27 protein-coding genes and 1 pseudogene are annotated in these 24,110 nt (G+C 49.7%); 17 read left to right on the top strand and 11 right to left on the bottom strand.

The features are described from left to right. Positions 1 to 30 precede the first annotated feature (30 nt). A complete protein-coding gene (locus JQN73_RS19720) occupies positions 31 to 225 on the top strand; it encodes a hypothetical protein (RefSeq protein WP_205320633.1) in 195 nt (64 codons plus the stop codon). Continuing rightward, positions 185 to 316, top strand: coding sequence for a BrnA antitoxin family protein (locus JQN73_RS22880; protein WP_370551266.1), 132 nt, complete (start codon positions 185 to 187; stop codon positions 314 to 316). Before JQN73_RS19720 ends, JQN73_RS22880 begins: the two co-directional genes overlap by 41 nt. A gap of 275 nt (positions 317 to 591) precedes the next feature. Here JQN73_RS22880 and JQN73_RS19710 read toward each other — a convergent pair whose 3' ends face one another. The 4 genes from JQN73_RS19710 to JQN73_RS19695 all read right to left on the bottom strand — a co-directional run bounded on the left by JQN73_RS19710 (position 592) and on the right by JQN73_RS19695 (position 4,229). Next, the gene (locus JQN73_RS19710) at positions 592 to 2,412 is read right to left on the bottom strand and encodes an AAA family ATPase (protein WP_205320632.1); all 1,821 of its coding nucleotides are present in this window, start codon (positions 2,410 to 2,412) and stop codon (positions 592 to 594) included. Between the two features lie 198 nt (positions 2,413 to 2,610). After that, the gene (locus JQN73_RS19705) at positions 2,611 to 3,000 is read right to left on the bottom strand and encodes a hypothetical protein (protein ID WP_205320631.1); all 390 of its coding nucleotides are present in this window, start codon (positions 2,998 to 3,000) and stop codon (positions 2,611 to 2,613) included. A gap of 37 nt (positions 3,001 to 3,037) precedes the next feature. Beyond that, positions 3,038 to 3,736, bottom strand: coding sequence for a DUF4145 domain-containing protein (locus JQN73_RS19700; RefSeq protein WP_205320630.1), 699 nt, complete (start codon positions 3,734 to 3,736; stop codon positions 3,038 to 3,040). A 172-nt stretch (positions 3,737 to 3,908) separates the two neighbouring features. Then, positions 3,909 to 4,229 carry a helix-turn-helix domain-containing protein gene (locus JQN73_RS19695; protein ID WP_205320629.1) on the bottom strand — a complete coding sequence of 107 codons (321 nt, stop codon included), beginning with the start codon at positions 4,227 to 4,229 and terminating at the stop codon, positions 3,909 to 3,911. 80 nt (positions 4,230 to 4,309) lie between these two features. Between JQN73_RS19695 and JQN73_RS19690 the strand changes: the two genes are divergently transcribed. From JQN73_RS19690 to JQN73_RS19650, 9 genes are all read left to right on the top strand, one after another. Beyond that, positions 4,310 to 4,507 (top strand): hypothetical protein, encoded by a 198-nt coding sequence (locus tag JQN73_RS19690; RefSeq protein ID WP_205320628.1) that lies wholly within the window; start codon positions 4,310 to 4,312, stop codon positions 4,505 to 4,507. An 80-nt stretch (positions 4,508 to 4,587) separates the two neighbouring features. Continuing rightward, entirely contained in the window at positions 4,588 to 4,875 is a 288-nt protein-coding gene (locus JQN73_RS19685; protein WP_205323480.1) for a DNA-binding protein, read from the top strand. 72 nt (positions 4,876 to 4,947) lie between these two features. Then, positions 4,948 to 5,211 carry an ogr/Delta-like zinc finger family protein gene (locus JQN73_RS19680; protein WP_205320627.1) on the top strand — a complete coding sequence of 88 codons (264 nt, stop codon included), beginning with the start codon at positions 4,948 to 4,950 and terminating at the stop codon, positions 5,209 to 5,211. A gap of 135 nt (positions 5,212 to 5,346) precedes the next feature. Continuing rightward, a complete protein-coding gene (locus JQN73_RS19675) occupies positions 5,347 to 5,538 on the top strand; it encodes a hypothetical protein (protein WP_205320626.1) in 192 nt (63 codons plus the stop codon). A gap of 55 nt (positions 5,539 to 5,593) precedes the next feature. After that, positions 5,594 to 6,148, top strand: a complete 555-nt coding sequence (locus JQN73_RS19670; protein WP_205320625.1) for a BRO family protein — start codon at positions 5,594 to 5,596, stop codon at positions 6,146 to 6,148. A gap of 81 nt (positions 6,149 to 6,229) precedes the next feature. Further along, on the top strand, positions 6,230 to 8,902 hold the full coding sequence (locus tag JQN73_RS19665; RefSeq protein WP_205320624.1) for a toprim domain-containing protein: 2,673 nt from the start codon (positions 6,230 to 6,232) through the stop codon (positions 8,900 to 8,902). A 12-nt stretch (positions 8,903 to 8,914) separates the two neighbouring features. Then, the gene (locus JQN73_RS19660) at positions 8,915 to 9,142 is read left to right on the top strand and encodes a hypothetical protein (RefSeq protein ID WP_205320623.1); all 228 of its coding nucleotides are present in this window, start codon (positions 8,915 to 8,917) and stop codon (positions 9,140 to 9,142) included. Positions 9,143 to 9,210: 68 nt separating this feature from the next. Further along, complete coding sequence (locus JQN73_RS19655) at positions 9,211 to 9,486, top strand: DUF4224 domain-containing protein (RefSeq protein ID WP_205320622.1); 276 nt, start codon at positions 9,211 to 9,213, stop codon at positions 9,484 to 9,486. Between the two features lie 107 nt (positions 9,487 to 9,593). Then, positions 9,594 to 10,577, top strand: coding sequence for a tyrosine-type recombinase/integrase (locus JQN73_RS19650; protein WP_205320621.1), 984 nt, complete (start codon positions 9,594 to 9,596; stop codon positions 10,575 to 10,577). A gap of 463 nt (positions 10,578 to 11,040) precedes the next feature. On the opposite strand, the gene JQN73_RS19645 is transcribed toward JQN73_RS19650, so the two are convergent. Beyond that, entirely contained in the window at positions 11,041 to 12,591 is a 1,551-nt protein-coding gene (locus tag JQN73_RS19645) for a phosphoethanolamine transferase (RefSeq protein WP_205320620.1), read from the bottom strand. 474 nt (positions 12,592 to 13,065) lie between these two features. Between JQN73_RS19645 and JQN73_RS19640 the strand changes: the two genes are divergently transcribed. The 4 genes from JQN73_RS19640 (at position 13,066) to JQN73_RS19625 (ending at position 16,121) form a co-directional block, all read left to right on the top strand. Beyond that, the gene (locus JQN73_RS19640; protein ID WP_205320619.1) at positions 13,066 to 13,239 is read left to right on the top strand and encodes a hypothetical protein; all 174 of its coding nucleotides are present in this window, start codon (positions 13,066 to 13,068) and stop codon (positions 13,237 to 13,239) included. A gap of 184 nt (positions 13,240 to 13,423) precedes the next feature. Beyond that, on the top strand, positions 13,424 to 14,419 hold the full coding sequence (gene tauA / locus JQN73_RS19635) for a taurine ABC transporter substrate-binding protein (RefSeq protein ID WP_205320618.1): 996 nt from the start codon (positions 13,424 to 13,426) through the stop codon (positions 14,417 to 14,419). Further along, entirely contained in the window at positions 14,395 to 15,249 is an 855-nt protein-coding gene (locus JQN73_RS19630) for a taurine ABC transporter ATP-binding protein (protein ID WP_205320617.1), read from the top strand. Before tauA ends, JQN73_RS19630 begins: the two co-directional genes overlap by 25 nt. Then, the gene (locus JQN73_RS19625; RefSeq protein ID WP_205320616.1) at positions 15,246 to 16,121 is read left to right on the top strand and encodes an ABC transporter permease subunit; all 876 of its coding nucleotides are present in this window, start codon (positions 15,246 to 15,248) and stop codon (positions 16,119 to 16,121) included. The genes JQN73_RS19630 and JQN73_RS19625 overlap by 4 nt, the downstream gene beginning before the upstream one ends. 351 nt (positions 16,122 to 16,472) lie before the next feature. On the opposite strand, the gene ilvC is transcribed toward JQN73_RS19625, so the two are convergent. Both ilvC and JQN73_RS19615 read right to left on the bottom strand, forming a co-directional pair. Beyond that, positions 16,473 to 17,489, bottom strand: a complete 1,017-nt coding sequence (gene ilvC, locus JQN73_RS19620) for a ketol-acid reductoisomerase (RefSeq protein ID WP_205319760.1) — start codon at positions 17,487 to 17,489, stop codon at positions 16,473 to 16,475. 34 nt (positions 17,490 to 17,523) lie between these two features. Then, on the bottom strand, positions 17,524 to 18,669 hold the full coding sequence (locus JQN73_RS19615) for a sigma-54-dependent Fis family transcriptional regulator (protein WP_205320615.1): 1,146 nt from the start codon (positions 18,667 to 18,669) through the stop codon (positions 17,524 to 17,526). A gap of 458 nt (positions 18,670 to 19,127) precedes the next feature. On the opposite strand from JQN73_RS19615, the gene JQN73_RS19610 reads away from it, so the two are divergent. Continuing rightward, positions 19,128 to 19,949, top strand: coding sequence for an IclR family transcriptional regulator (locus JQN73_RS19610; RefSeq protein WP_205320614.1), 822 nt, complete (start codon positions 19,128 to 19,130; stop codon positions 19,947 to 19,949). A 124-nt stretch (positions 19,950 to 20,073) separates the two neighbouring features. On the opposite strand, the gene JQN73_RS19605 is transcribed toward JQN73_RS19610, so the two are convergent. From JQN73_RS19605 to JQN73_RS19590, 4 genes and pseudogenes are all read right to left on the bottom strand, one after another. Next, positions 20,074 to 20,871 carry an SDR family NAD(P)-dependent oxidoreductase gene (locus JQN73_RS19605; RefSeq protein ID WP_205320613.1) on the bottom strand — a complete coding sequence of 266 codons (798 nt, stop codon included), beginning with the start codon at positions 20,869 to 20,871 and terminating at the stop codon, positions 20,074 to 20,076. 82 nt (positions 20,872 to 20,953) lie between these two features. Then, entirely contained in the window at positions 20,954 to 21,751 is a 798-nt protein-coding gene (locus JQN73_RS19600; RefSeq protein WP_205320612.1) for a phytanoyl-CoA dioxygenase family protein, read from the bottom strand. Between the two features lie 28 nt (positions 21,752 to 21,779). Continuing rightward, entirely contained in the window at positions 21,780 to 22,478 is a 699-nt protein-coding gene (locus JQN73_RS19595; protein ID WP_205320611.1) for a GntR family transcriptional regulator, read from the bottom strand. 335 nt (positions 22,479 to 22,813) lie between these two features. After that, positions 22,814 to 22,992 (bottom strand): annotated as a pseudogene (locus JQN73_RS19590) (DUF3297 family protein); the annotation flags it as partial. A gap of 227 nt (positions 22,993 to 23,219) precedes the next feature. Here JQN73_RS19590 and JQN73_RS19585 point away from each other — a divergent pair. Continuing rightward, on the top strand, positions 23,220 to 23,963 hold the full coding sequence (locus JQN73_RS19585; protein WP_205320610.1) for an SDR family NAD(P)-dependent oxidoreductase: 744 nt from the start codon (positions 23,220 to 23,222) through the stop codon (positions 23,961 to 23,963). Positions 23,964 to 24,110 lie beyond the last annotated feature (147 nt).

The following is a 24,110-nucleotide window of genomic DNA, read 5'->3' as shown; positions in this document are numbered from 1 at the left end:
GTAAGGTTTACCAGGATGCAAAGGAACGCTATGCCTCAGAAGAAAAATCCAGAACAGCTCAGCGATGACAATCCGGAATGGACCGTTGAAGATTTCGCCAAAGCCCGCTCCGCCAAGGACGTATTGCCAGAACTTTTTGGCAAAAAAATAGCCGCCGAGATGCTAAAACCAAAACGAGGACATCGTGTTTCTCTCGACAAAAAAATCAATTTCAATTCGCCTTGATGCTGATGTGCTAGCGGCGCTGAAAGCGTCTGGAGATGGCTGGCAAACGCGTATAAACGATGCCTTACGCGCATTGTTTATTGGTCGTTAATAGCCTAGATGTTAAGCGGAGAAGATGACAACCGAGAGAAAGTCTTCGGACACTTGAAGGACGCCACTTCACAGGAGAAGAGGCGTCCCAGTATAACGAGCTATCAGTATTAACCTTCAGGCAATAGTACAAGCAAGGAAGAAGCAACCTTCGTCTATAGTTGCTACATCACATAAATACCCGGCGCCGGATCTACGTAAGTTGAAAAAGGCTTAAAAATAGTGAAATAGTTAAGTCGACTGTGTTGATATGGTCGACCAGCAAGCTAAAGGTGCCTATTTTTCGTTGCTACTTTTAATGTTAAGCCCAACTATTTCTCGAAGAAAATTTCCTAATTCAAGAAGCTCGTGCGGGCTATTCAAAAGTATCCAAGAAACGATTCGTGGTGCGTCGCGAGTTTTTTTAAATTCATGACGCGCATCTGAGAGAGATGAAAAAACCTGCTTTAAAATATTCGCACCGCCCTCCGAATTTTTTTTTGCAATTTCCAGTGCTGCGGTAACTTGCTCCAAACTGACTAACTCTTTTAGATCGTTTAGTACCGCAGTTATTGCATCGGGCACGAGCAAATAGTTTTCTAACATCGTAAGTTTCAAAAACCTTAAGGCGCCATTAGAGTCTGCTTCGAGCTTTGCGCAAGCAGCCGAACTACGCAATTCGCTATCCAATAAAATTGCCACCATCGGCGGCACGAGCGCCGAAGATTCAGTTAAACGCTTATAAATATTTGCCACCTCTTTTGGATCTATACCTCTCTTCTCAAATGCCCCTGTATGCTCAACTCGTAAAACCGCAATCCCAGCAGCGAGTTCTGGACAGAAATGACGCAATAAATCTGGCAGTACAATTTCTTCCGTTTGGCCCTCTACCCATAGCACGCGATCTCGCCCATGAAGATCGGTCATTCTAATTCCCAAGTCCGACAAACCGGACCGAAGTAACGCGATATCTTTGCTATTAACTTGTTTAATAGTGGTGCAAGCACCATCAAATTCAAACAACGTAATTAGATTCGGATTTACAGCGGTTAACACGTCGGCAGAATGTCCCGTGAGAATATATTGATGCTGCGCCCCTTCAGTAGCGAAAATTTGAAGCAATTCACGTAAAGCTCGAGGATGTAAAAAAGAATTTGGCTCATCGATTGCTATCACTTGAGGATACCGAGACGTGAGAACGACATACAGCATCGCGATAACATTACCAATACCTGATCCCATTGAGCTCATTTGAATCGCTAGGTCACTCCGACGTCCCTCCGGAGCGACGGGAAGGCATTGCAGTCTAAAAAAGTTCGTGTTCGGGACGGGCGGGGCTTGAACCCACTTTACACTAGGAAATATACGGTTTACCAACTTACATAGAATTCGGTGACCATCAGCATCATTCGTCTGCAAATGATTAATGCAAAATGGCAGATTCGTTGCGTCCCGGTCAAGTATCGCCACGCCTTGATTTTGGGACTCTCCAGATGGTCTTCTTTGAGCAGAAAATCTGTAGATATATGGTAAAAATGCTTCGCGAACAGTTCCTATTTGAAGGCTGAGCCCGGAAAAATTCTGAAGGTTTGGTTCAGGCATCGAAGAGGACCAATCCTTGTACAAAAGCCGTAATGCAAAAACAGGATGGCCTCCGTTAGTATTTCTTGTCGAATTTGGAGATTTACCCACGACAGTTTCATAAGAACAGCTCTGTATCTGCCCAACTGATTCAAGACCGATAGTTACCCTTTGATCCGCTAAGAGCCTTAAAAAAAGATCCTGACTTCCTTCAATCGATGAATGAAAGGATTCGCCCTGAGGTACTGGCATCGGGATGTAAAAATCGTTTCCACACACCCGCCGCAATTCGTTAACGTCGGTTGACAGTGTCGTAGTAAATCTAGAATCGCCGTCCGATTGCGCTCCAAAAGTCAATAAATTTTTATGGGAACGGTGAGGTTGGTTAACATTCGAAGTTAATTCAAGACCCTCCAGCATAGTGGTCTTGCCAGAATTATTTACTCCAATAAATAAATTAAATCCATGTTCCAAGACCGCTTTCTGTGACCTCCAGAAACACTTGTAGTTTTCAATTTCTATGGATTTAAGATACACAAATCATTCCTTTATTTTGGTGGCACAACACACTATCAATGATGTACAGATATTAATATATTTGTACTAAAGTCACGGAAGATCGTCTTGATAATATTTGGCAACCACTATTTCATCTTTTTTTGAGCGGTTCGACTGGCTTTGGTAAAGATTTAAGTAAATCTCGGAATAGTGCGTTTAATGACGTGCTTTTTTTCATCATTTTTTGCCCAACCTAGCCTCACGAATTTGTTGTTCGACACATAGAAGTAATGGTGATCGATTCCAATGCGCACGTATGTCTTGAATACTAAGACCAGCCGACACTCTTACCCTTCCGAAATTCTCATCCGATGCCAAAAATAAGTCACCCAAATTGTTAGAGTTAGCATTCTTTCCGAACGTTGCATTAGCTTGGTCGCCCGCCCTATCGAACAGCAATTTGGCATGATCCCGCGCGTCCCCGCCAGCTCCCAGCGCAGTAAGCGCATTTTCTATTTGTTGTAATAAAATTTTGTGTTCTTTAGGCATACCAAAACCAAACATTTGTTTTCCTTTTTTTCTTCGTTCGAGTGCGGTTTTTTTAGCTGGAATCGGCGCGATTACCATACATTTATACTTGACCCTAGACAAGTGAATTACACCGTTATCCTTTAGTACGAGCCTTTACCCGACTCATAAAATCATCATAAAGATCGGTAAGGTCATAGACATACTCGACCATCGCATACACAAACTTTTGAAGGTCCTCCGCATCATTACGGGAGATGGTGATGTCTTCTGGGTGGGCGGCCATATTACGGAATGCGTGTAATTGCTCGCTCCATTTATACAAGCGGTCATCGATTAAATTGGCCTTATGGAGTTCTTTAATTCCTTGTCCCAGCATGATATATTTTTTGGTCTTAGCTGGTACATTTTCAGTGCCCCCCTCTTTAGGTTCGGCATTTAGCACATCACGACATAGAGCTTCGATGGCTCGGCCAAGCATCATGCAAGTGGCGATATTCGCCCCCGCCTGAAGTGTGCGATCAGCCTCTTTAAGCGAGTCTGTGACAACTGGGGGAATACGCAAACTCAAAAACGTTTTGGGAGGTTTTGGATAGACGCGAATAACCTCGCTCCATCGGTCGTCGTAGGAATCCACATCTTTAAAGTCAAGTTGATCTGACTCTCCAACCAAAATGAAATCGCACTGAGGGCAATTTCCGATAAATACCTTCTTGCCATAATTTTGCCACGCATCAGATGTATGGTGCACGGCCCTGCCTGATTCGATCGCCGCGACTTTGGCCTTACAGATGTGGCAGTCAACGATAAAAGTTTGTTGTTCTTTGTCCGCCATAGAGTCCTAATGCATAAATTATCTGAGCTTGCGCCACAGTGACATTATCCATAGCGATCAAATAATATCATTATATAAACATTATTTGCAGCACAATATTCGCTAAAAATGCTTTTCGCAACATTTAGGTATTCGTTTTTCCGACTTTTGGGGTAATGATTTTCGCAGGCTTTTATTTTGGCGTTGAGCTAAATATCTCAAGGATACCCAGTAGTTGCGATTTCTCGCGAGCATTAAGTCCACGGTATTTTACTAATAATTCATTTTCATCCTCGGCTAACGCCGTTGTTGACGACTTTCCAGTCAACACATATTGGACGTCTGCCCCCTTATCAGCAATCAATGCAAGAAATTCCGCGTTCGGGACCTGTTTACCCTTCTCCCAATCGATCTGTGACCTATTAGACGCGCCACCGATCGCCGCAAATTCTATCTGGTTGTAGCCAAGACGTTCTCGCTCTTCCTTTAGGCGAGCCCCAATTAATACGCGCAAGATATCACCTATAAATATATACATACGCAATTTATTGCGTTATATTGTCACCATCCCTAGCGACCACAAATCATAACATTATGAAAACATTATCTACAGCGCAGCGTTCTCCAAAAAACTGCCTTACGCAACCTTTGGGCATACGCCTAACCGCAGAGGAACAAGCATCCATCGAGCAATTTGCCTCTAAGGAATATCTGTCCCGTGCTTCATTTCTCCGTCGCATGGTGTTGCGCGGTTTGGAGCAATACCAGCGCGAACTTGCTAGCAATCCCTAAGAAAAGGACATCACCATGCAACGGCTACAGAATACAGATTTATCTGCCCCTCGGCACACAATTCTTAATGTGAGGTAATGATGAAGCGACCTATGCGAATAGAACAAGCTTTGCGCCGCGCCCTGACCGGTCCCGGTCGACAGAGTGTGCAAAAGCACGTTGGTTGGGATGATTCCCAGGTGAGTCGATTTCTCAACGGTGGTCAAGGTGTTGTGATCGACAAATTGGATTCACTCGTAGCCGCTGTTGGCTTTGTGCTGGTAACTGGTAAATATCTGGATGCGATGTCGACCTTGGGCGAAGTAGGTATGCATTGCGAGTGCGCACGTCAAGGTCAAGGCGAATGCGCTCGGGTGATGTCACCATAAACTCATTATGTCGCCATTGTAAGTTGTTTTGTAATGCGGTTTGAAGCTGATTGCTGCACCAGGAGATCGTCGATGAGAAATATTGGTTTGAGTTGCCCCCATTGTGAGCAAGCGCCACGTGCTGTCAAGAGCCGGGTGTTGTCGTCTTTGATGAAGGAAATTACCTATATGTGCCAGAACCCGGATTGCGGCTATGCGTTTGTAGCAAGGCTGGAGATTGCGCGAACGCTGTCGGTGTCATCGATTCCAAAGCCTGAATTGAAGGTGCCACTGTCGCAGCACATTAACTGGTCTGTAATTAACCAGTTGAGTTTGAATTTATTGCTTGAGCACTGACCAGCGCCGCTTATGAGCGGCCATTGCGGTCTGGCGTTGCCTTAAGTCCGGCTTAAGCACCCTCTTTCCTGTTGATATTTGTCATGCCTGGTATCAGGCGTGATGGTTTTGCACGTTCTGAAATAAGGAAATTCTATGCGGTCCTATATCGATCCTGCGTTATTACGTCCCTGCCCTGCTTCCGTTATTCAACGCCTGACATGGCGGCAGCGGCGGCGCTTGGCAGTTTGCAAGCGGATGTTGACACACCTGGGATTAGGGCTGCTTTGTAGCTTTGTGATGTTGGCGCCGGCGCTGGTTGTTGGTCTTGGTTGGGTGCAGGGTTGACGATCACTATGGCGCCCTGCTGACGAGTTTGAATAATTTTTACCGGAGGAGAAACATGATGCAACAGACTGAAAATGCCATTCTAGTTTTTGAAAATACTGAGTTTGATGTGGTTGATATACGCAATATTCCATGGTTAAGGAGTATGCAGGTTGCATACGCCTTGGATTATAAAAATCCACGGCAGGACATCCACAACCTATTTGAACGTAACTGCGATGAGTTCACGGAAGAAATGACGCAAATTGTGGAGCTTGACACTGCCGGTGGTCGCCAGCAGGTTCGGATATTCAGTCCTCGTGGCTGTTATCTGATCGGGATGTTGGCGCGGACTGAGAAGGCGAAGGCTTTCCGACAATGGGTGTTGGATGTATTGGAGGGTCGTCAGCCGCCGCGCCAAAGCGTTTGTATGACGGTGCCGCAGCAGTTGTCTGCGTTGCGCTATCGCGGGACATTGATTAACGAATTGGCGAGTACGCGGACGCAGGGAGTGGCCGTGGAGCTGTATGCCAATTTGCGCCATGTGTCTCGATTGCTGGCGATGCCACTTTCTGAGCTGGACACTCTGGCCCCGGCGATGCGACAGGGTTCGTTGGAGGCCATCGCGTGACGGATGAGGACCAACTGTGGGTGATGGCGATCAATGCTTACAGTGCTTTCAGTACCCTTCAGTGACTTTTGATTGACGACTATGAATCCTTCTTTACAGGCTGACATTCTTTCCCGCTTTGCTGAGTTTCATTTTAAGCCAGAGCAACAGGGATTTTTGCGGGGTGGTACTTGTCCGGAGTGCCAGAAAAAGGAGTTGTACGCGCATGGCGATCATCCTTGGGTGGTGCGTTGCGGTCGCTTGAATAATTGTGGTTGGGAGGGTCATGTTAAGGAGTTGTATCCCGACTTATTTGATGACTGGACCAAACGCTACCAGACGCCGGAGGCGATCTCACCGAATGCGGCGGCGGATGCGTATATGCAGCATGGACGCGGCTTTGTGTTGGGGCGTGTGCAGGGCTTGTATCGGCAGGAGAGCTATTTCGATAAAGATCTGAGTATCGGTAGCGCGACGGTGCGATTTGCGCTGGCGGACGGCTATTGGGAGCGGCTGATTGATAAGCCGCAGCGGTTTGGTAAGAAGAAGGCGCGGTTTAGTTATGGCTCGCATTATCAGGGGCGATTTTGGTCGCATCCTGGACACAGTTTGCAAACGGTGAAGGAGATCTGGATTGTGGAGGGCATTTTTGATGCTATCGCGCTTGAGCATCACGGTATTGCGGCGGTGTCGATCATGAGTTGCAACAATTATCCGGAGCAATCGTTGCAAGATTTGCGGGATGCGCGAGGTGATCAGGGCTGTTGTCTGGTGTGGGCACTGGATGGCGATACGGCTGGCCGTAGCTTTACGATGAAGCATGTGGCGCGGGCGCGGGAGACTGGTTGGGAGTGTGCAGCGGCGCAGGTGCCGCAGAGCAGTAAGGCTAAATTGGATTGGAACGATCTGCATCAGCGCGATAAGTTGGCGGAGTCGGATCTTGCGCAGTATCGCTATGAGGGCGCGTTGTTGCTTGCTGCGAGTGCGGCTGAGAAGGCGCTGTTGATTTATGGCAAGGAGTGCAAGCTCGAGTTTGATTTTGCTTTTCGTAACCGGATGTTTTGGTTTGAGTTGCATATGGTGGATTTTAATAAGGAAATGGAGCATTTGGATCGGGACGATGATGGCCGCGCCTTATCGGAGGCGGGCAAGCGCGAGAAGGCGCTGTTTGCTTCGCACACTATTCGACCGATTGCGAATTGTCGTTTTACGGCGCTTTATTATCAGAAGAATGAGATCACGGATGAGGCCTGGTATTACTTTCGGGTGGATTTTCCGCATGATGGTCCGCCGATCAAGAATACGTTTACGAGTGCGCAGATTGCTAGTTCGGCGGAGTTTAAGAAGCGGTTGTTGGGGATTGCACCTGGTGCGATGTTTAGCGGAACGAGTGGAATGCTGGATCGGATCATGGAGCGCGATTTGTTCCATATCAAGCGGGTTGAGACGATCGATTTTATTGGCTATAGCAAGGAGTTTGGGTGTTATGTGCTGGACGATGTGGCGGTGAAGGATGGGACGTTGCATGCGGTGAATGGTGAGGATTTTTATGATTTGGGCCGTGTGGCGGTGAAGTCGTTGAACCGGTCCGTGACGCTGGCCATTAATCGCGATCCTGAGGGCTATTCGACTGAGTGGGTGAATTTGTTGTGGGAGGCATTTGGGCCGAAGGGGATGGTGGCTTTAACGTTTTGGTTTGGGGCGTTGTTTGCCGAGCAGATTCGGGCGGCGCAGAGTTCTTATCCGTTCCTGGAGGTGGTGGGTAAAGCGGGTGCTGGTAAGTCGACGTTGATTGAGTTTTTGTGGAAATTGTTTGGGCGTAATGGTTATGAGGGTTTTGATCCGAGCAAGTCGAGCCTGGCGGCACGAGCGCGTAACTTTTCGCAGGTGTCGGGCTTGCCCGTGGTGCTCATTGAGTCTGACCGCGAGCGTATGGATGGCGAGAAGAGTCATGTGAAGTCGTTTGATTGGGATGAGTTGAAGACGGCCTATAACGGTCGGTCGACGCGGGCGCGGGGGATGAATACGGGCGGCAACGAGACGTATGAGCCGCCCTTCCGTGGTGCGATTGTGATTTCGCAGAACAATCCGGTGAATGCGTCGGAGGCGATTTTGTCGCGGATTGTGCATCTGTATTTTGATCTGACGACGCAGACGCCGCAGTCTGGCGAGGCTGCGGATGCTTTGAAGTTTATGCCAGGTGCGAATGTGTCGGGCTTTATCCTGGCGGCGACGAAGCGGGAGAAGAAGATTATGGAGACGGTAGCTGAGCGAACGGCGGTGTATTTGAAAGAATTGCGGTTACGGCCGGAGATCAAGATGCCGCGTTTGGTGGAGACGCATGCGCAGATGTTGGCGCTGACGGACGCCCTCGCGCTGGTGATTAAATTGAGCACAGAACAGTTATTAGCAATGCGTGAGCAAATCATCGTGATGGCGGGTGAGCGCCAATTGGTTATCAATGACGATCATTCGCTGGTGCAGGACTTTTGGGAGGCGTTTGATTATTTGGATAGTAACGTATTGCATGGCCTTAATCATTCTCGCGATCCACAGCTGATCGCGGTGAATCTGAATCATTTTGTACAGATTGCGGCGGAGCGTCGCCAGCAAATTCCGGTGATTGGGGATCTTAAGAAGGTTTTGCGGACTAGTCGCCGTAGAAAGTTTATGGATGTGCGTGTGGTGAACAGCCAGATCCGTGGACGAGAGCAAGGTATCGCTAGCACGGCAATTAAGTGCTGGGTGTTTCAGAATGACAAACCGACCGTTTAAACGCAGGAGAGCATGATGTCGCAATTAGTAAACCGAGTTGTATTGCTGGCGCAGGAACTGGCCATTGACCCCGATAACATTGAGATGATGAGTACTGGCGAGGGTGTGGCGGCGGCTTTGCTGAATGATCGCTTGGATCTGCTGCCGTCGCAATTTCATCATCCTTTGGATGCATTTGAGCGGTTGGATGAAGCGTGGATTAATGCGGTGCTGAAGGCGCATAGGATTGGGTGGAGGTAGCAGGATGCTAATTTACATAACGGCTGAGCAGTATCTTTCGCGTTACTTGACTGAAATGAGGGATTGTTATGGAGCGTATTGAGGAGGCCGTGTTGGTGGCGATGCAAAAGGCCGCAGAGAGGTTGGAAATTGGCATCGTTCCTATCACGCTGTCGCTAGCGGAAATTCATGCGATAACGGGATATATTAATCCGTCGAAACAGCTTGCTGTGTTGCGGGAGCTTGGCGTCCCTGCACGACAGCGCCCGGACAATTCGGTGCTTGTGATGCGTATGCATTGCACCCGCAGTGTTGCCCTCCAGGCTTCTGTTAGCGTCCCTAAACTGAAGCTAACAAGAAAATGAGTCGCAAACGAACGACCAATAAGGGTTTACCGCGCCGCGTTTATTTAAAAAACGGGGCGTATCGATTTCTCTCTCCGGTTCCCATACGAGATCCACGTGATGGCATTTTGAAGCAATGGATTCATCTGGCCTACAAGGCTGAGGGAGAATCCGTGATGTTTGCGGCGTTATCGGTGCTGCTTGACGATAAATCGGTCCTACAAAATGGCATGCCGTATCTGGTTTCGGAGTTTCGGGCAAGTAAATTGGCGCGATATTCTAAGGAAGTGCAGAGCCAATATAGGCAATATTTGTCTGTCATCGCTCACGTTTTTGAGGACTTTGATGTGGTTCAGGTGACGACCAAATCATGTGCGGATTTTATTCGGGCCTCATTTAGAGACAAGCACAATACTGCTCGTAAATATGCAGGATTGATGTACAAGCTCTTCAAGTTTGCCATTTCAGAACTTGGATTGCGCGAGGATAATCCAATCGCTCAGTTAGATTTATCTGATTACGCAGCCAAACGGCGGACGATACTTCCCACCCATGCACAAATTACAGAAATACGGGCAGCTAGCCTGGTGGGCGCAGATGGACGCCCTACCTCCAGCGGTCGGGTCTTTTGCTGCCTGGTAGACATGTCATATCTTTGTTGGCAACGTGCTATCGACATACGCACATTAAAAGAATCGCAGATTGATGGTGATTACATCCGTTTCGAGCCGAGCAAAACATTAAAATCAAGCGGTAAGAAGGTGGATATTTTTATTACGCCGCAGATTCGCGAGGTGATAAATCGGGCGCAGGCTATTAAAAAGGAGAAGGAGTTAGTGAACCCGTATCTATTCCCGACTAGAAAAAAACTACCTTATACGGGACAGGGATTGTCATCGATGTGGGACCGCGCATTAGAACGCACGAATATTACCGACAATATTGTTTTCAAGGACTTACGCGCTTTGGGTGCGACCGATGCGGCAAAGGCAGGGGAAAAAATGGCCGATATTCAAATGCGGCTTGCTCATACGTCGAGCAAAACAAGCGAAATTTACATCAAGGAGTCGGTGCCAGGAACCTCGCATCTGCAAAGCCAATTGCCTTGGTAACAGTATAATTTCGGGCGTTTTCGAGAATTTTTGTGGGGCTTGATGGGACGAACTATTTTTACTGTATATTATACAAATTAGGTCTGGAGCCAATCTAGGAGCCACTTTGACGAATACAGCCCGATGTATGGGGTCCAAGGGGTCGAGTGTTCGAATCACTCCGTCCCGACCAATAGAATCAAAGGGTTAGGCCAATCTTCGGATTGGCCTTTTGATTTTCTGGGGCCATAGGGTACAAAATGGCGATCGTGTATTAGTGCATTGAATTTCTTTCATAAGATCTCGGTTGATATACCAGTCCATGCTTTTGAGAATAAAATTTCTTAATCACATCCCGCAATTCTTTTATCTCAGTTTTATATTGTGTAGGTAATGGGGCCTCCATCGCATCCACCGAAAACTTGCCCGCGCGCACATCGGTGCTCGCTCTCCATCATGAAGCCGGACCGCCGGATTTCAACAGTTAGTACGAATGACCATTAATTTCACGTGGAAATGGTGCAAAATCCTTTCCTAATAAGTCGTATTGCGGCTGATCTTTTCCACTCTCACTCGATATTTTTAATAATCGTAGCAAGGTCGTATCCATCTTATCGGTTTGGTAAGGACGTGTTTCAAGTTCGGCTTTATTTACTTCCAAAGGGCTATGGGGGTTAACCCACAATAACGCTGGCACTGTATAACCGGATTCTTCTTTGATTGAGTGGCCAGCAAAATCACGGTTATGACCAACCTCTTGACCATGATCTGAAACATACATCAACGCAGTCGGGACATTTTTACTTAGTTCTGCGGTCAATCCTATTAAGTTGGCCAATACCTTGTCGCCATAATGGATTGCATTATCATATTCATTGCGTTTCTTAATGATGGATCGAGAGCGACCGCTGCTACGCATGCTTTGTGTAACCGCATCGTCGTTTGAACCAAACACCGCAGCATTCGCTGGGTAACGGCTTGAGTACATTTGATGCTGCCCCCATAGATGCACGACGATAAATTTGAGCGGGGCACGGTCATTTAATGCCGCTTTAACATACGGCAATAGAACGTCATCCTGTGGCGATGCTCCCCGGTACCCGGAATTGGTAAAAGTCTTCACATCTGTATTTTCTGTGATGACACTGACAAATGTATCCCCTCTGTTCGTGTGCGTCTGGTTCGATAACCAAAACACTTTATACCCAGCCGACTTTGCCAACATCACCACATTGGGATCTGTCTGCCAACGCTCTGGGTACGCAAGAGTGGCCGGGGTGAGTAACATTTTTAATGCATCCTGCGTGAATGCAGCAGCGGAAATCACATCGCGAAACACGATAATCTCGTTTCGCATCGCATCAAGTTCCGGTGTGGTCTTCCTCCCGTAGCCATACAAAGACCAGTTGTCCCGATTCGATGATTCACCAATAACTAATACGACTGTCCGCTGTGAACCTGCCTTACCTTGCAACGTCAAGGGATTACTATTGGTGACATTCGTTTTCATTAAGGTTTGCATTTGTTTAAAGTATGCAATGTCGCTTCGATATTCGAGATAACGGATAGGCCAGTAAGCTACCGGATTGGCATCCCGCAAAGTTGGATTAAAATGCAACGCAATAATGATAAGCGTCGCGAAGATGGCAACCATTTTTTCCGGACGTCGTGAAAAAAATGTTGAATCATTTAAAATGCTTCGGGATAAGACACCTAAAACAAATAGTGAGCCAATGGTAATCACTAAAAAAATTAACAATGCCTCAGTGATATCGCGCAGATTATTTATCAAAAACTCTACTGTCTCGTTCACGTTTGTATTAAACAGCGATTGCCAGACAATCGTCGTGTTTGGCGATACTCCGTAATGCAATTGTAAAAAATAGTTGACGGCCGCATCTAGAAAAAAAATCATCGCCACGCCACTACTGCAATAGTAAGCAGCACGACGTGTCAGCGGAAAACAAAATAGCAAATTAAGCGGCCCGATACACAGTAGGAACACTAGCGCACTTTTCTTCAACAGCGAATGCATGTCCACTCCACCCAGGTCGTACAGCAACAACCCCAAAAATATGACGCTGAAGTGCGACAGAAGGTTACGCGTGAACACATTTTTCAGTAGATTAATGGCAGAGTAGTTTGCTGGGTTAATGCGGACAGGCGTCATCTTTTCTCAATAATCGTTAAAGATTAGCCGCAGTGATTGCCAGCCGTAACAATGTTGCAGATGCATTCTACTGACGTAAGATCCACATTTTGGAAGTCGCTCAACTTAGTTAGGTGTTTTACTTAAGAGTTGCTTAGGTCGTCAAAGAGCTAGACTTGATTGACCAGACATCGCGTAACCGGATCAAAGCTTTTCCGACGGGTAGGCTTAAAAAGGTGCTGGCTGTAAGGTCATGCCCGGAGCCATGAAGTCGTCTTGACTGCGCGCCGAAGTCACTCGTCTGAAGCGAAAGAGTAAGTTCATAAAAAAGGCTGTGGCATACGTTGAGAGCGATCTTCTGTGGAGTACACTTCGGTTGAAGCGCAAGTCAAGACGTATGCGTTGGCCGAAATGCGCACGACCCTTGAGATCGGTATTAGCGGGTTTCGGGCGTTGCAGCGCGGCGTATTGCAATCCGGGCGAATTACCGCTACTTTGTCATCGCCCCATTTGAGAAGTCGGCATCCGAACTAACCTTTTACGTAATGCCATTGATGCGTTGACGGTGAGCTTAGGCTAGCCGGAAATGAATGCTGGCGCACAGGATCCTGAAAGCCAGGTATTAGGGGGAAACAGCTATGCTTATTCAGAAATATTCGTAGTAGCACCGAAACGAAAAATCTACACTACATGTTCGTTAATTTTTCGTCCGGTGAACATGACAACATTTTTGAAGGCACTCGCGCTCGTCCTTTCTTTCGGTAGTGTCGGCAATGCTCTTGCGCAAAACAAGGAAGTCGTCATTGCGTATCAGGACATGGTGGTGCCATGGCGCTATGCTCAGGACGCGCAAGCCCTTGAGAATAAGACTGGTTATAAAATCTCTTTTCGGAAACTCGCCAGCGGCGCAGATGTCATCCGTGCGCTGGCTTCCGGTTCGGTACAGATCGGCGAGGCTGGTTCGGCGCCGATTGCTTCAGGACTTTCGCAAGGACTGGACATTGAGTTGTTCTGGATTTTAGATAATATCAACAATGCAGAAGCGCTGGTGGTGCGTGACGGGAGCGGTGTTAAAACCCTCGCAGACCTCAAGGGGAAACGTATCGCGGTGCCTTTTGTCTCGACCTCGCATTTCCACACTCTTCTGGCACTGGAACAGGCAAAAATTGATCCGCGTAGCGTCAAAATTCTGAACATGCGTCCGCCTGAAATTGCTGCAGCATGGGAGCGCGGCGATATCGATGCGACTTTTATCTGGGACCCTGTGTTGGCCAAGGTAAAGAAAAGCGGCCACGTTTTGACGACATCCGGCGAGATCGCGCGTCAGACTGGCAAGGCAACCTTTGACGGTGTCGTCGTTAATAAATCCTTCGCACGTCAGAATGATGCGTTCCTGACTGCGCTGGTAAAAATATTAGCGCAAACAGACGATGACTATCGTCGTAACAAAGTGGCGTGGGTAGCGGACTCTGCTCAGGTCAAAGCTATCGCAAAGATATCCGGTGCCGAAGCTGCCGATGTACCTGCAAGCCTTGCCTTGTATGAATTCCCTACTCTCGAACAGCAAGGTTCTGCACAATGGCTAGGCGGAGGCGCAGCTAAATCCTTGAGCGCAACTGCGGAATTTCTGAAGAATCAGGGGTCGATCCAAGCGGTATTGCCGGATTATTCCGTGGGAGTAAACGCGACATGGGTACGCAAAGCAGCATATTAAAAAGTATCAGCACATCCCCCTTCATAGATCCTGGCGCTGGCGCAAGATTGGATGTTCGTGGCCTGTCGGTTCATTTCGCAGCCAAGCGTCAGGCTAGTGCACATGATTCTCTGGCGCTTGCAGATGTCAATTTATCGATTACGCCAGGCGAATTTGTCGTGGCGCTTGGACCTTCCGGATGTGGCAAAACGACTCTCTTGAATTGCCTTGCCGGATTCATCAAACCTTCGCAAGGAGAGGTCTTGCTTGACGGGCGTGTTATCGACGGTCCTGGATCTGAACTGGGTGTCGTGTTCCAGAAACATGCATTGATGCCATGGTTAAGCGTGCTCGACAATGTCGCGCTTGGTTTGCGTTTCCGACATGTCGGTCTGGCAAAGCGCAAGGAGATCGCACTGGAGACGCTGCGTCTGGTTGGGTTGGAAGATGTGGCGCATGCTCCGATCCATCAGCTTTCGGGCGGTATGCAGCAGCGCGTCGGGATTGCGCGTGCGCTCGCCAACGCGTCGCGCGTATTGCTGATGGATGAACCGATGGGTGCGCTTGACGCCTTCACCCGCGAGTCGATCCAGGAACTGCTACTGCGCGTCTGGCAGCGCACCGGCAAGACGATCTTTTTTATCACTCACAGCGTGGAAGAAGCGCTGTTCCTCGGCTCGCGCGTGATCGTGATGTCGCCGCGACCTGGTCGTATCGAACAGATATTTGAACTACCCTTTTCGCAAAACTACCTGAAATCTGGTGACGCGCGCGCCATCAAATCTTCGCCGCAATTCATAGCGTGGCGGGAACGGCTCTTATCGTTGGTACACCGACACGCTTCCACATGAAACCTTTTCTAGCATTGGCATCTTCAGAGGCCCGCGTGTCCGGCACGGCCTCGATTCCAAACGGCGCGACGTTACCACCTGCCATCGTCTATCCTCGCCCCGGCAGCGGTAAGACCTTGGGTATTACACTAACGACCATCGCTGTTTTGCTATTGGCGTGGGGTTTTGTTACCGCGAAAAACTGGATTGCCCCATTGTTCCTGCCCTCTCCTGTAGCGGTATGGAAAGCAGCGTTACAAGCATGGCGTGGAAACGTTCAGGGCGGTTTGCCCTTGCTGCAACATGTAGAGTGGAGTTTGTTGCGCGTCTTCGGCGCATTTTTGCTGGCTGCGGCAACCGCCGTTCCGGTCGGTTTGGCGATGGGTGTGAGCCGCGTTGCACGAGGTGTCTTCGATCCAGTGTTGGAATTCTATAGGCCCCTCCCTCCTCTGGCGTACTTGCCGCTCATCGTGATCTGGTTCGGCATTGATGAAACAGCGAAGATCCTATTGATTTATCTCGCCTGTTTTGCACCAATTGCCCTAGCCACGCGTGCCGGTGTAACCACCGTGCCGACTGAACAAATCCATGCAGCGCTGTCAATCGGTGCTAACCGTTGGCAATTGATCTGGCATGTGATGCTGCCGGCGGCATTGCCCGAAATACTCGTCGGGTTGCGGATTGCAATCGGTTTCGGCTGGACGACGCTGGTGGCCGCAGAAATGGTGGCGGCGACGGCCGGAATCGCCCAGTTGGTTCTCAACGCATCAAACTTCCTGCGTACCGACATCGTCGTCATGGGCATAGTGGTGATCGGCCTCATCGCTTATCTGTTCGATTTGTTCATGCGTCGGCTGGAACGGTTACTGGTGCCATGGAAACAATTTCGGTAATTGTTTGGGAGTCCTAATTGTCAATATTCCAGTTCTTTGAGTAGTTCCGGCCATGGCGTTCTTTTTGATCCATGTGCACGTGAAACCGAAAAAAAAGCTGTGCATGTGCACAGCTTTTCGGTTTCACGCGGGGATCGCTTGCAAGCGATTCCTGCAATGATGCCTTACTTTTCCATTACTAAATAAATTCTTAGTTCTTAGTTTGGTCAACCATGGCGTTCTTTTTGATCCACGTGCACGTGAAACCGAAAAAAAAGCTGTGCGTGTGCACAGCTTTTCGGTTTCACGCGGGGATCGCTTGCAAGCGATTCCTGCAGTGATGCCTGACCTTACAAGGGACCAAAATACTTATTAGTTCTTGGTTTGGTCAACCATTGCGTTCTTTTTGATCCATGGCATCATGCCGCGCAGTTTTTCACCCACAACTTCAATCTGGTGCTCTGCGTTCAGACGACGGCGAGAGATCAATGTTGGCGCGCCAGCCTTGTTTTCCAGGATGAAGCTTTTCGCGTATTCGCCGGTTTGAATGTCTTTCAGAATCGCACGCATGGCATTTTTTGTTTCTTCGTTGACGATGCGCGGACCCGATACATATTCGCCGTATTCTGCGTTGTTCGAAATCGAGTAGTTCATGTTGGCGATGCCGCCTTCATAGATCAGATCAACGATCAGTTTCAATTCGTGCAGACATTCGAAATAGGCCATTTCTGGCGCATAACCCGCTTCAACCAATGTCTCAAATCCCGCTTTGATCAACTCAACTGCACCACCGCACAGAACAGCTTGTTCACCGAACAAATCTGTTTCAGTTTCTTCGCGGAAGTTGGTTTCGATGATACCAGCGCGACCGCCGCCATTGGCGGTTGCATACGACAGCGCGATGTCACGCGCCGTGCCGGATTTGTCTTGATGGATCGCGATCAGGTGCGGAACACCGCCACCCTGGGTGTAGGTCTGGCGCACAGTGTGGCCGGGTGCTTTAGGCGCGATCATGATCACGTCCAGATCGGCACGTGGCGTTACTTGACCGTAATGCACGTTAAAACCGTGTGCAAAGGCCAATGTGGCGCCTTGCTTGGCGTGCGGCGCCACGTTTTCTGCGTACACTTGCGCGATGTTTTCATCTGGCAAAAGAATCATGATGACGTCTGCAGCTTTGACGGCTTCGTTGACTTCAGCAACTTTCAGACCAGCGTTCACCGCCTTATCCCACGATGCGCCACCTTTGCGCAGACCGACCGTCACTTTAACGCCTGAATCATTCAGGTTTTGCGCGTGCGCATGGCCTTGTGAACCGTAGCCGATGATCGTAACGTTTTTGCCTTTGATGAGTGAAAGGTCAGCGTCTTTGTCGTAAAAAACTTTCATGTATTTTTCCAAAAAATTATTAAGAGGTCCGAATTTAACGCATGTATTCGGGTTGATTCGAGGCAAGGCATTCCAGGGGGAATATGACTGCTTGACCGGGAGCGAACTTCGCCTGGTCACGCATATGGGGTATTTCAAGTTGCCGCAATTTTCGATACAACGATGCGCGACACATTCCTAATTGTCGAGAGGCAGCGGAGATGTTCCAGCGACAAACGTTCAACGCGTCAAGCACCCGCGAGCGCTCATCGTGATGGGGATGGCCGGTCGGAGGGACGGTCAGCGCAATGCTAGCGTCTGTTTGACCCAAATTGTGTCCGTACCCGCCAGGGACCGATCCGCGAATACGCTCTGGTTGAACGCTCGGGACGAGCGGAATCAACTCTTCCGGAAGATCCTTTATCTGTATCTGGCTGCCATTCATGACCGCGCATGCGAAGCGAATCACGGCGTGCATTTGCCGCAGATTGCCTGGCCAGGAGTAGCTAAGAAGCCGCTCGAGTGCCGGGGGAGAAATGGACTGCTCGGGCGAACGATTCAATGGCAATTCGCCACGCACCATCTGTAGAATAAGTTCGCGCCGGTCCGTGCGGTTTCGCAATGCTGGCAAACGTAATACACCGCCAGCAATGCGGTAGTAGAGATCCTCCCGAAAACGTCCCGCTGCGACTAATTCGTGCAAGTTCTGATGGGTTGCCGAAATCAGGTGCAGATCGACGTGGACCGGCTGCGCAGCTCCAAGTGGCATAACTTCACGCTCCGACAATACGCGCAGTAGTCGAGTTTGCAGCGCTATCGGCATGTCACCTATTTCATCAAGAAATAAGGTGCCCCCATCAGCTTGCTGAACTTTGCCTTTCATACCGCCGGGCAGTGCACCAGAGAATGCACCACCGCAATAGCCAAACAACTCACTTTCGGCAAGACTATCCGGAATCGAAGCACAATTCACCGTCACGCAGGAGGCTTGGCGACGTGCGCTGTAAGCATGTAAAGCACGTGACAAGTATTCTTTGCCAGTGCCCGTCTCTCCCAGAATCAAAATCGGGATCGCGCAATCGATCAGGCGCTTACCTTTTTCTATCGTGTCGCGCATCTGCGCGTCATCGCCTAGTTCTTCGAGGCCGGGATAATGGATAAAGTTATTCCGTCTTTGGATTTCTGCTACTTTTATCGACATGTTCTTGTCCTCGCCATTTTTAATAGCTTTGCTTTCGAACCTTTATTATTAGTTGTTAGTTGCACTCGGGTCTTTCAATCAGCGTCGCTAGGTCTTGCCGAAAAAAACAAAATGGGCCAGCATCCTTTAACGGATTGAACGAGATAGGCCAAGAACCGGCCGAAAAAGAGTCCGACAAACAGACGATAAACAATCAATCGAATTCTATATCCAGCCTATGGGCTTCGTCATGTGAAGGTATCGGATCAAGCCATGAATTCCGTGATTGGCGCATCATTTCGCGGGCCTTCCGGGGCTTCTGTCGCGCCATTTCTGCAATTTAATCCATAATGTGGACTATTAGTCCGTTCTTATTTCTCGCTAAGCTGGATGCTACGGCAACAATAATATCTATACAAGCATGCATTTCAAATTCATATTAAAATTTCGTTCCATATAATGGACCTAAAGGCAGGCCAATGATTATTCCCGTTCAAGGCGCACAAGCGGTGACCCGGGCGTTGCATGTACTCCGCGCTGTAGCACGTACGCGTGTAATTGGAATTACCCTTGCCCAACTGGTGCGCGAGACCAAGCTGAATAAGCCGACCGCGCATCGACTCCTGCTGGCGCTGATTGCGGAGGGCATGGTCGAACAGGAGCCAGATTCCCTTCGCTATTTTGTTGGACACGAATGCTACGCTCTCGGCGGTGTCGCAAATGAACGTTTTGGCTATGGCAGGATCGCTTCCGATGGCGTTGCACGGCTGGCGCAACTTTCCGGCGACTCGGCCTTCTTTTCAATTCGTAGTGATGTATTTGCCGCCTGCGTTTTGCGTGAAGATGGCGATTACCCGCTAAAAACCCACGTGCTTCAACCTGGCACCCGGCATCCTTTGGGCGTCGGCGCTGGTAGCCTGGCCATACTGGCTGCGCTTAACGACGTGGAAATCGAGCGCTGTCTGGCGGTAAATGCCGACGTGCTGGCAATCAAGCATCCGCAATGTTCGGCTGCAATGCTACGTGAATTAGTGGACATAACACGGGAGCGTGGTTACTCGATCAACGAGGGGCTGATTGCCTCAGGCTCCTGGGGTCTGGGTGCAGCTGTGTACTCACCTAAGGGCGACGTCGTCGGTGCATTCAGCATCGCAGCGGTAGAGGCCCACTTGCAGAAAGCACGCCAACAAGAGTTGGCGCCTTATGTCATCGCCGAAGCAAGGCTTCTCGAAGCGCACCTGAAACGATTGGAGACTGTGCGCCCGGATAATATCGAAGCCAGAGGCCGTACATCAATGTAAGTGTTGGCCGGCGCGGCATACTTCGAAACTGCGGCCCTCGAATAGATCCACTTCCGAGTAACCGAGTTCGCTATTTGGGCGACGGCGCACCGATGTTAGTCGGCATGCCAGCATGTGGACTCTGTCACACGCACTTGAGCGTTAGTCCGCCGTCAACCACCAGATCAACCCCGGTGATATAGCGCGCATTGTCGGAGGCCAGGAACAGGGCCGCATGCGCAACATCCCAGGCGTCGCCCATGCGCGCCATCGGAGATTGCTGATGACGCTGCTCGCGCATAGCCTCGATATCGCCGCCATAGGCCGCCTTCAAGGGTTCGCGAATCATCGGTGTATCCATCAGACCGGGCAATATGCAATTTGCCCGAATGCCGTAAGGTGCATATTGCATAGCGACGTTCTTCGTCAGGGCGATGATCGCGGCCTTGCTAGCCGAATACGCTGCGTACGGAAAACCGATCCAGCGGATAGCGGCAACTGAGGCGATGTTGACGATCGCACCGCTTCTTTGTTTTTCCATATGCGGCAGCACGTGTTTACAAGTTAAAAACACACTGGTCTGATTGACAGCAATGACGCGGTTCCAGCTTTCTTCACTAGCCTCAACCGGGCCGCCGATTTCGGCGATACCGACATTGTTGTGCAGAACGTCGATACGACCGAAATGATCCATGCATGCCTGCACCATTTGGGCCACATCAGTAGTTTTAGCCACGTCGGCTGCGACGGTGAAGCAAACGCCCCCCTCGCTTTCAATGATGCGGCGGGTTTCCTCTGCGGCCTCAGGATTGCGGTCGACCGCCAGGATTTTTGCACCTTCGCGTGCGTACAAGACGGCGGCGGCCTTGCCGTTGCCCCAGCCCTCGCCTACCGAGCCTGCGCCGGTGACGAGAACTACTTTGTCTGTCATCTGTGGGTTCATATTCTTTTGTCTCTATTTTTTCTAGGGTTATTAAATGAATTCGGCATTGAACCGCCGGACATCAGTTGATGTCCTTCAGCAGTTATGCCAAAGCGTTTTGGGCGCGTGCATAATCTACCAATGCATCAACATTTGCCGATACGACCGGTGTGAACTCGCGATGTGCAATAAAGTTGGGGCGCGTTGGATTCTGGATGGCGTTGGACACTGCCGAAAGCGTCAGATAAACGATTTTTCGTGGGTAAGGCGTGATATTACCGGCCGATCCGTGCACCATATTGGCATGGAACATCAACACACCTCCTGGCTTGCCGGTTGGGGCCACGATACCGTTTTCTTCCACTAGCTTAGTGACCGTCTCGTTGTCCAAAGTCCATAATGGATAGGAAGTTGTACCCTTATCATGGTCCGATTTGAGCGCACCCGATTTATGACTGCGTGGCACCAGCATTAACGGACCATTTATCGGCATCACTTCATCAAGGAATATCGCAATGTTCATCGCGCGCGCTTCAGGCATGCCATCGTCGGCATGCCAAGTGGGAAAGTCCTGATGCCACTGCCACACATCACCGGTGAATGCGGCTTTCGCATTGATCTTAAATTGGTGGATGTAAACTTGCTCGCCAAACAACTGCTGTAGCGGCTCAACCAGGCGAGAATCCGATGCCACCAGTGCGCACGCTTCGTTGTATGTATGACAGGCGAAAGCTGTACGCGGTGCGCCGCTTTTTTCGCGCCAGATTTCTTCCCGATGTTCGTTGAAGATAGTAACTGCCTCGCGCTGCAACAATTCCACCGCTTCTTGGGGAAAACAATCAGGCAGAAATATATAGCCGAGTTCGTCGAAATCATGCAATTGCCGAGGAGAAAGTTTCATTACTGTGTCCCGTATTATTTAGATGCTGTTAGGCTTGCTTGCGTTTTGTTGCGTACTCGTCGCTCATTAATACACTGGCCAAATGCTCCGCAGCGCTTTCTGCATGGCGCCTTGCGAGCGACTCGGCCTGCGTTGAATTTCCCATGATTACGGCATCCAGAATCGCTTGGTGCTCATCCCATACCCGATCTGAGGGACGGATATCGCTGAGCAAAATGGCCCCCATCGCACGCCGAATATGATTCCAGTGAATTAAGGCGGTTGCGGCGATCATGCGGTTCCCCGAAGCCTGGTAGATAAATTGATGAAAATTAATGTCGGCGATTATCAGATTGGCAGGCAGACCACTCGCTATCGCCTGCCGTCCGGCAGTGATCAAGGCCTCTCCGGTGCGCTGCTGCTCCGGATTATGTTGTGCCTTCATGCGCTCAGCAGCCTCGCGCGCAGCCAAGCCGTCCAGCGCCGCCCGAATCTGGTAAAGATCGATCAACTGCTGCGGGTCAAGTGGCGTGACCATCACTCCCTTGCGCCCCGCATCAGTAATGAAGCCTTCGCGCTTGAGCGCGTGGAACGCCTGCAGAATAGGCTGACGCGAAACCCCCAACGCCTCTGCTAATCCCTCTTGAGTGATACGCTCGTTTGGTACTAACCTAACGTCGCAAATGGCATCAAGGATGGCGTTGTAGACCGTCTCCATCAGCTGGGTGGGTGTCTCAAGTTTTTGCATGGGGCCCTTTAAAAACAGCGCGTTAAGTATATGTATACAGAATACATATCGACTATTCGCCTGTCAACTCTTTTGTGAATCCCTTGCCCATAACGCAATTTCTGTTGAAGCATTCAGGATGACTGTGAATTGGGGGTAAAAAAATGCGGCAGAATTTAACCTTGAAACGATCGCCCCACTTGCGCGCTTCAGCGCCTTTTCATTTCAAATAGCGTGAGGCTTCAAACGGACAAAGGGGCCGGTGTCCGGCATTAATCGTACGGCCAGCATGGCGGCAATTAGGCAGATATCGTTATTATAAAAAAATCCCCGGTAACCCCAACCAAGAACAGCACCTACGGATAGAAAGGTCCGAGTGTGCCTTTTACTTTAGTCATTAGAGGATTGTCCTTCCGATCTGGCGCTTCCGGCCGGGACTTAATCCATCCCTCGCTGATGCAATATCCTCGACATCGAAGTACTCTTTATCGTTGAGTTTAATACCAACATCATGTTCAAATAAGGCAGCATTGTAGAAAAGCTACTAGGATCGACTCAGAGCCGATCAGGGAATTGGGTTGGGTTTTAGGGTATCGTTCATGGCCACAATTATCGACTTTATGATTGACCAAAACAATTTTTTGCATGGTTTCGCTAAATACTCGGTTGAGCGCGCTCAACCGGAAGCGGTCATTTGGTCAAAACCCCTCATGAGAACCTCCGCTCAATTGCGGCAAACCATTACTTTGTTACTAACCCCCTATGAAAACTCCGCCTCCTGTTGCTCTTATCACTGGCTCGACCTCCGGTATCGGCGCTGCAATCGCCCGCAGACTCTCCAAGGAAGGATTCTCAATCGTCTTACATTCGCGCAGTTCGGCTGAAGCGGGACATGCGTTAGCCATTGAACTCGGCTCGGCAGTTTACGTTCAAGCTGATCTGGCCGACGACGCGGACAGGGTGAGACTCGTCCGCGAAGCTGTTGCTGTATGGGGCCGACTTGACGTTTTAGTCAACAACGCCGGAATCAGCCGCATAATTCCACACGCTGATCTTGCTGCCGCCACACCAGCCATCTGGCATGAGCTATATGAGATCAATGTTGTCGCACCTTTTCGTCTAGCGGCCGAAGCGGAATCTGCGCTCCGTGATGCTGCTGCACGCGGACGTCCTGGCTGCATCGTGAACGTAAGTTCACACGCGGGCGTACGACCAAAGGGGGCTTCCATTCCTTACGCAGCAACGAAGGCCGCGTTAAACCATGTAACCCGATTGCTCGCTGTTTCGCTCGCGCCGGATATCCGGGTGAATGCTGTCGCCCCCGGCCTGGTAGATACGCCTCTTACGTCGAGCTGGACGCAGGCGCAGCAGCTTTGGAAGGAACGAGCACCAATGCGCCGTGCCGCTAGTCCTGAAGATATTGCTCAGGTCGTCGCGTTGCTGGTCGCCTCAGACTATATTACCGGTGAAATTCTGCTCTCGGATGGTGGATTGAATCTCACCTAAAATGCGGGTCTCGGCCTGCCGGCCGCTTTGGGGCGCATTGTTGTCTGAAGCGCGCGGAGTGCGATCATTTCAAATGACTACTTCCTATCAACTTAAATATTTCTAACCTTATTCACACCACTCGATGCGCGGTCAGCCAATCCCGCA

The sequence above is a fragment of the Glaciimonas sp. PAMC28666 genome, assembly GCF_016917355.1.
Classification (GTDB): domain Bacteria; phylum Pseudomonadota; class Gammaproteobacteria; order Burkholderiales; family Burkholderiaceae_D; genus Glaciimonas.
The sequence above is the reverse complement of the archived record's forward strand: the minus strand, read 5'-3'. Positions and strand labels throughout refer to the sequence as shown.

Bases quoted from the DNA above. Each gene is read 5' to 3' on its own strand.
- JQN73_RS19660 (WP_205320623.1), top strand. From the start codon at position 8,915: ATGATGTCGCAATTAGTAAACCGAGTTGTATTGCTGGCGCAGGAACTG.
- JQN73_RS19630 (WP_205320617.1), top strand. From the start codon at position 14,395: ATGGGTACGCAAAGCAGCATATTAAAAAGTATCAGCACATCCCCCTTC.
- JQN73_RS19645 (WP_205320620.1), bottom strand. From the start codon at position 12,591: ATGCATTCGCTGTTGAAGAAAAGTGCGCTAGTGTTCCTACTGTGTATC.
- JQN73_RS19670 (WP_205320625.1), top strand. From the start codon at position 5,594: ATGATGCAACAGACTGAAAATGCCATTCTAGTTTTTGAAAATACTGAG.
- JQN73_RS19595 (WP_205320611.1), bottom strand. From the start codon at position 22,478: ATGCAAAAACTTGAGACACCCACCCAGCTGATGGAGACGGTCTACAAC.
- JQN73_RS19720 (WP_205320633.1), top strand. From the start codon at position 31: ATGCCTCAGAAGAAAAATCCAGAACAGCTCAGCGATGACAATCCGGAA.
- JQN73_RS19680 (WP_205320627.1), top strand. From the start codon at position 4,948: ATGAGAAATATTGGTTTGAGTTGCCCCCATTGTGAGCAAGCGCCACGT.
- JQN73_RS19685 (WP_205323480.1), top strand. From the start codon at position 4,588: ATGAAGCGACCTATGCGAATAGAACAAGCTTTGCGCCGCGCCCTGACC.
- tauA (WP_205320618.1), top strand. From the start codon at position 13,424: ATGACAACATTTTTGAAGGCACTCGCGCTCGTCCTTTCTTTCGGTAGT.
- JQN73_RS19605 (WP_205320613.1), bottom strand. From the start codon at position 20,871: ATGAACCCACAGATGACAGACAAAGTAGTTCTCGTCACCGGCGCAGGC.
- JQN73_RS19700 (WP_205320630.1), bottom strand. From the start codon at position 3,736: ATGGCGGACAAAGAACAACAAACTTTTATCGTTGACTGCCACATCTGT.
- JQN73_RS19585 (WP_205320610.1), top strand. From the start codon at position 23,220: ATGAAAACTCCGCCTCCTGTTGCTCTTATCACTGGCTCGACCTCCGGT.
- JQN73_RS19705 (WP_205320631.1), bottom strand. From the start codon at position 3,000: ATGGTAATCGCGCCGATTCCAGCTAAAAAAACCGCACTCGAACGAAGA.
- JQN73_RS19625 (WP_205320616.1), top strand. From the start codon at position 15,246: ATGAAACCTTTTCTAGCATTGGCATCTTCAGAGGCCCGCGTGTCCGGC.
- JQN73_RS19600 (WP_205320612.1), bottom strand. From the start codon at position 21,751: ATGAAACTTTCTCCTCGGCAATTGCATGATTTCGACGAACTCGGCTAT.
- JQN73_RS19675 (WP_205320626.1), top strand. From the start codon at position 5,347: ATGCGGTCCTATATCGATCCTGCGTTATTACGTCCCTGCCCTGCTTCC.
- ilvC (WP_205319760.1), bottom strand. From the start codon at position 17,489: ATGAAAGTTTTTTACGACAAAGACGCTGACCTTTCACTCATCAAAGGC.
- JQN73_RS19665 (WP_205320624.1), top strand. From the start codon at position 6,230: ATGAATCCTTCTTTACAGGCTGACATTCTTTCCCGCTTTGCTGAGTTT.
- JQN73_RS19615 (WP_205320615.1), bottom strand. From the start codon at position 18,669: ATGTCGATAAAAGTAGCAGAAATCCAAAGACGGAATAACTTTATCCAT.
- JQN73_RS19610 (WP_205320614.1), top strand. From the start codon at position 19,128: ATGATTATTCCCGTTCAAGGCGCACAAGCGGTGACCCGGGCGTTGCAT.
- JQN73_RS19690 (WP_205320628.1), top strand. From the start codon at position 4,310: ATGAAAACATTATCTACAGCGCAGCGTTCTCCAAAAAACTGCCTTACG.
- JQN73_RS19655 (WP_205320622.1), top strand. From the start codon at position 9,211: ATGGAGCGTATTGAGGAGGCCGTGTTGGTGGCGATGCAAAAGGCCGCA.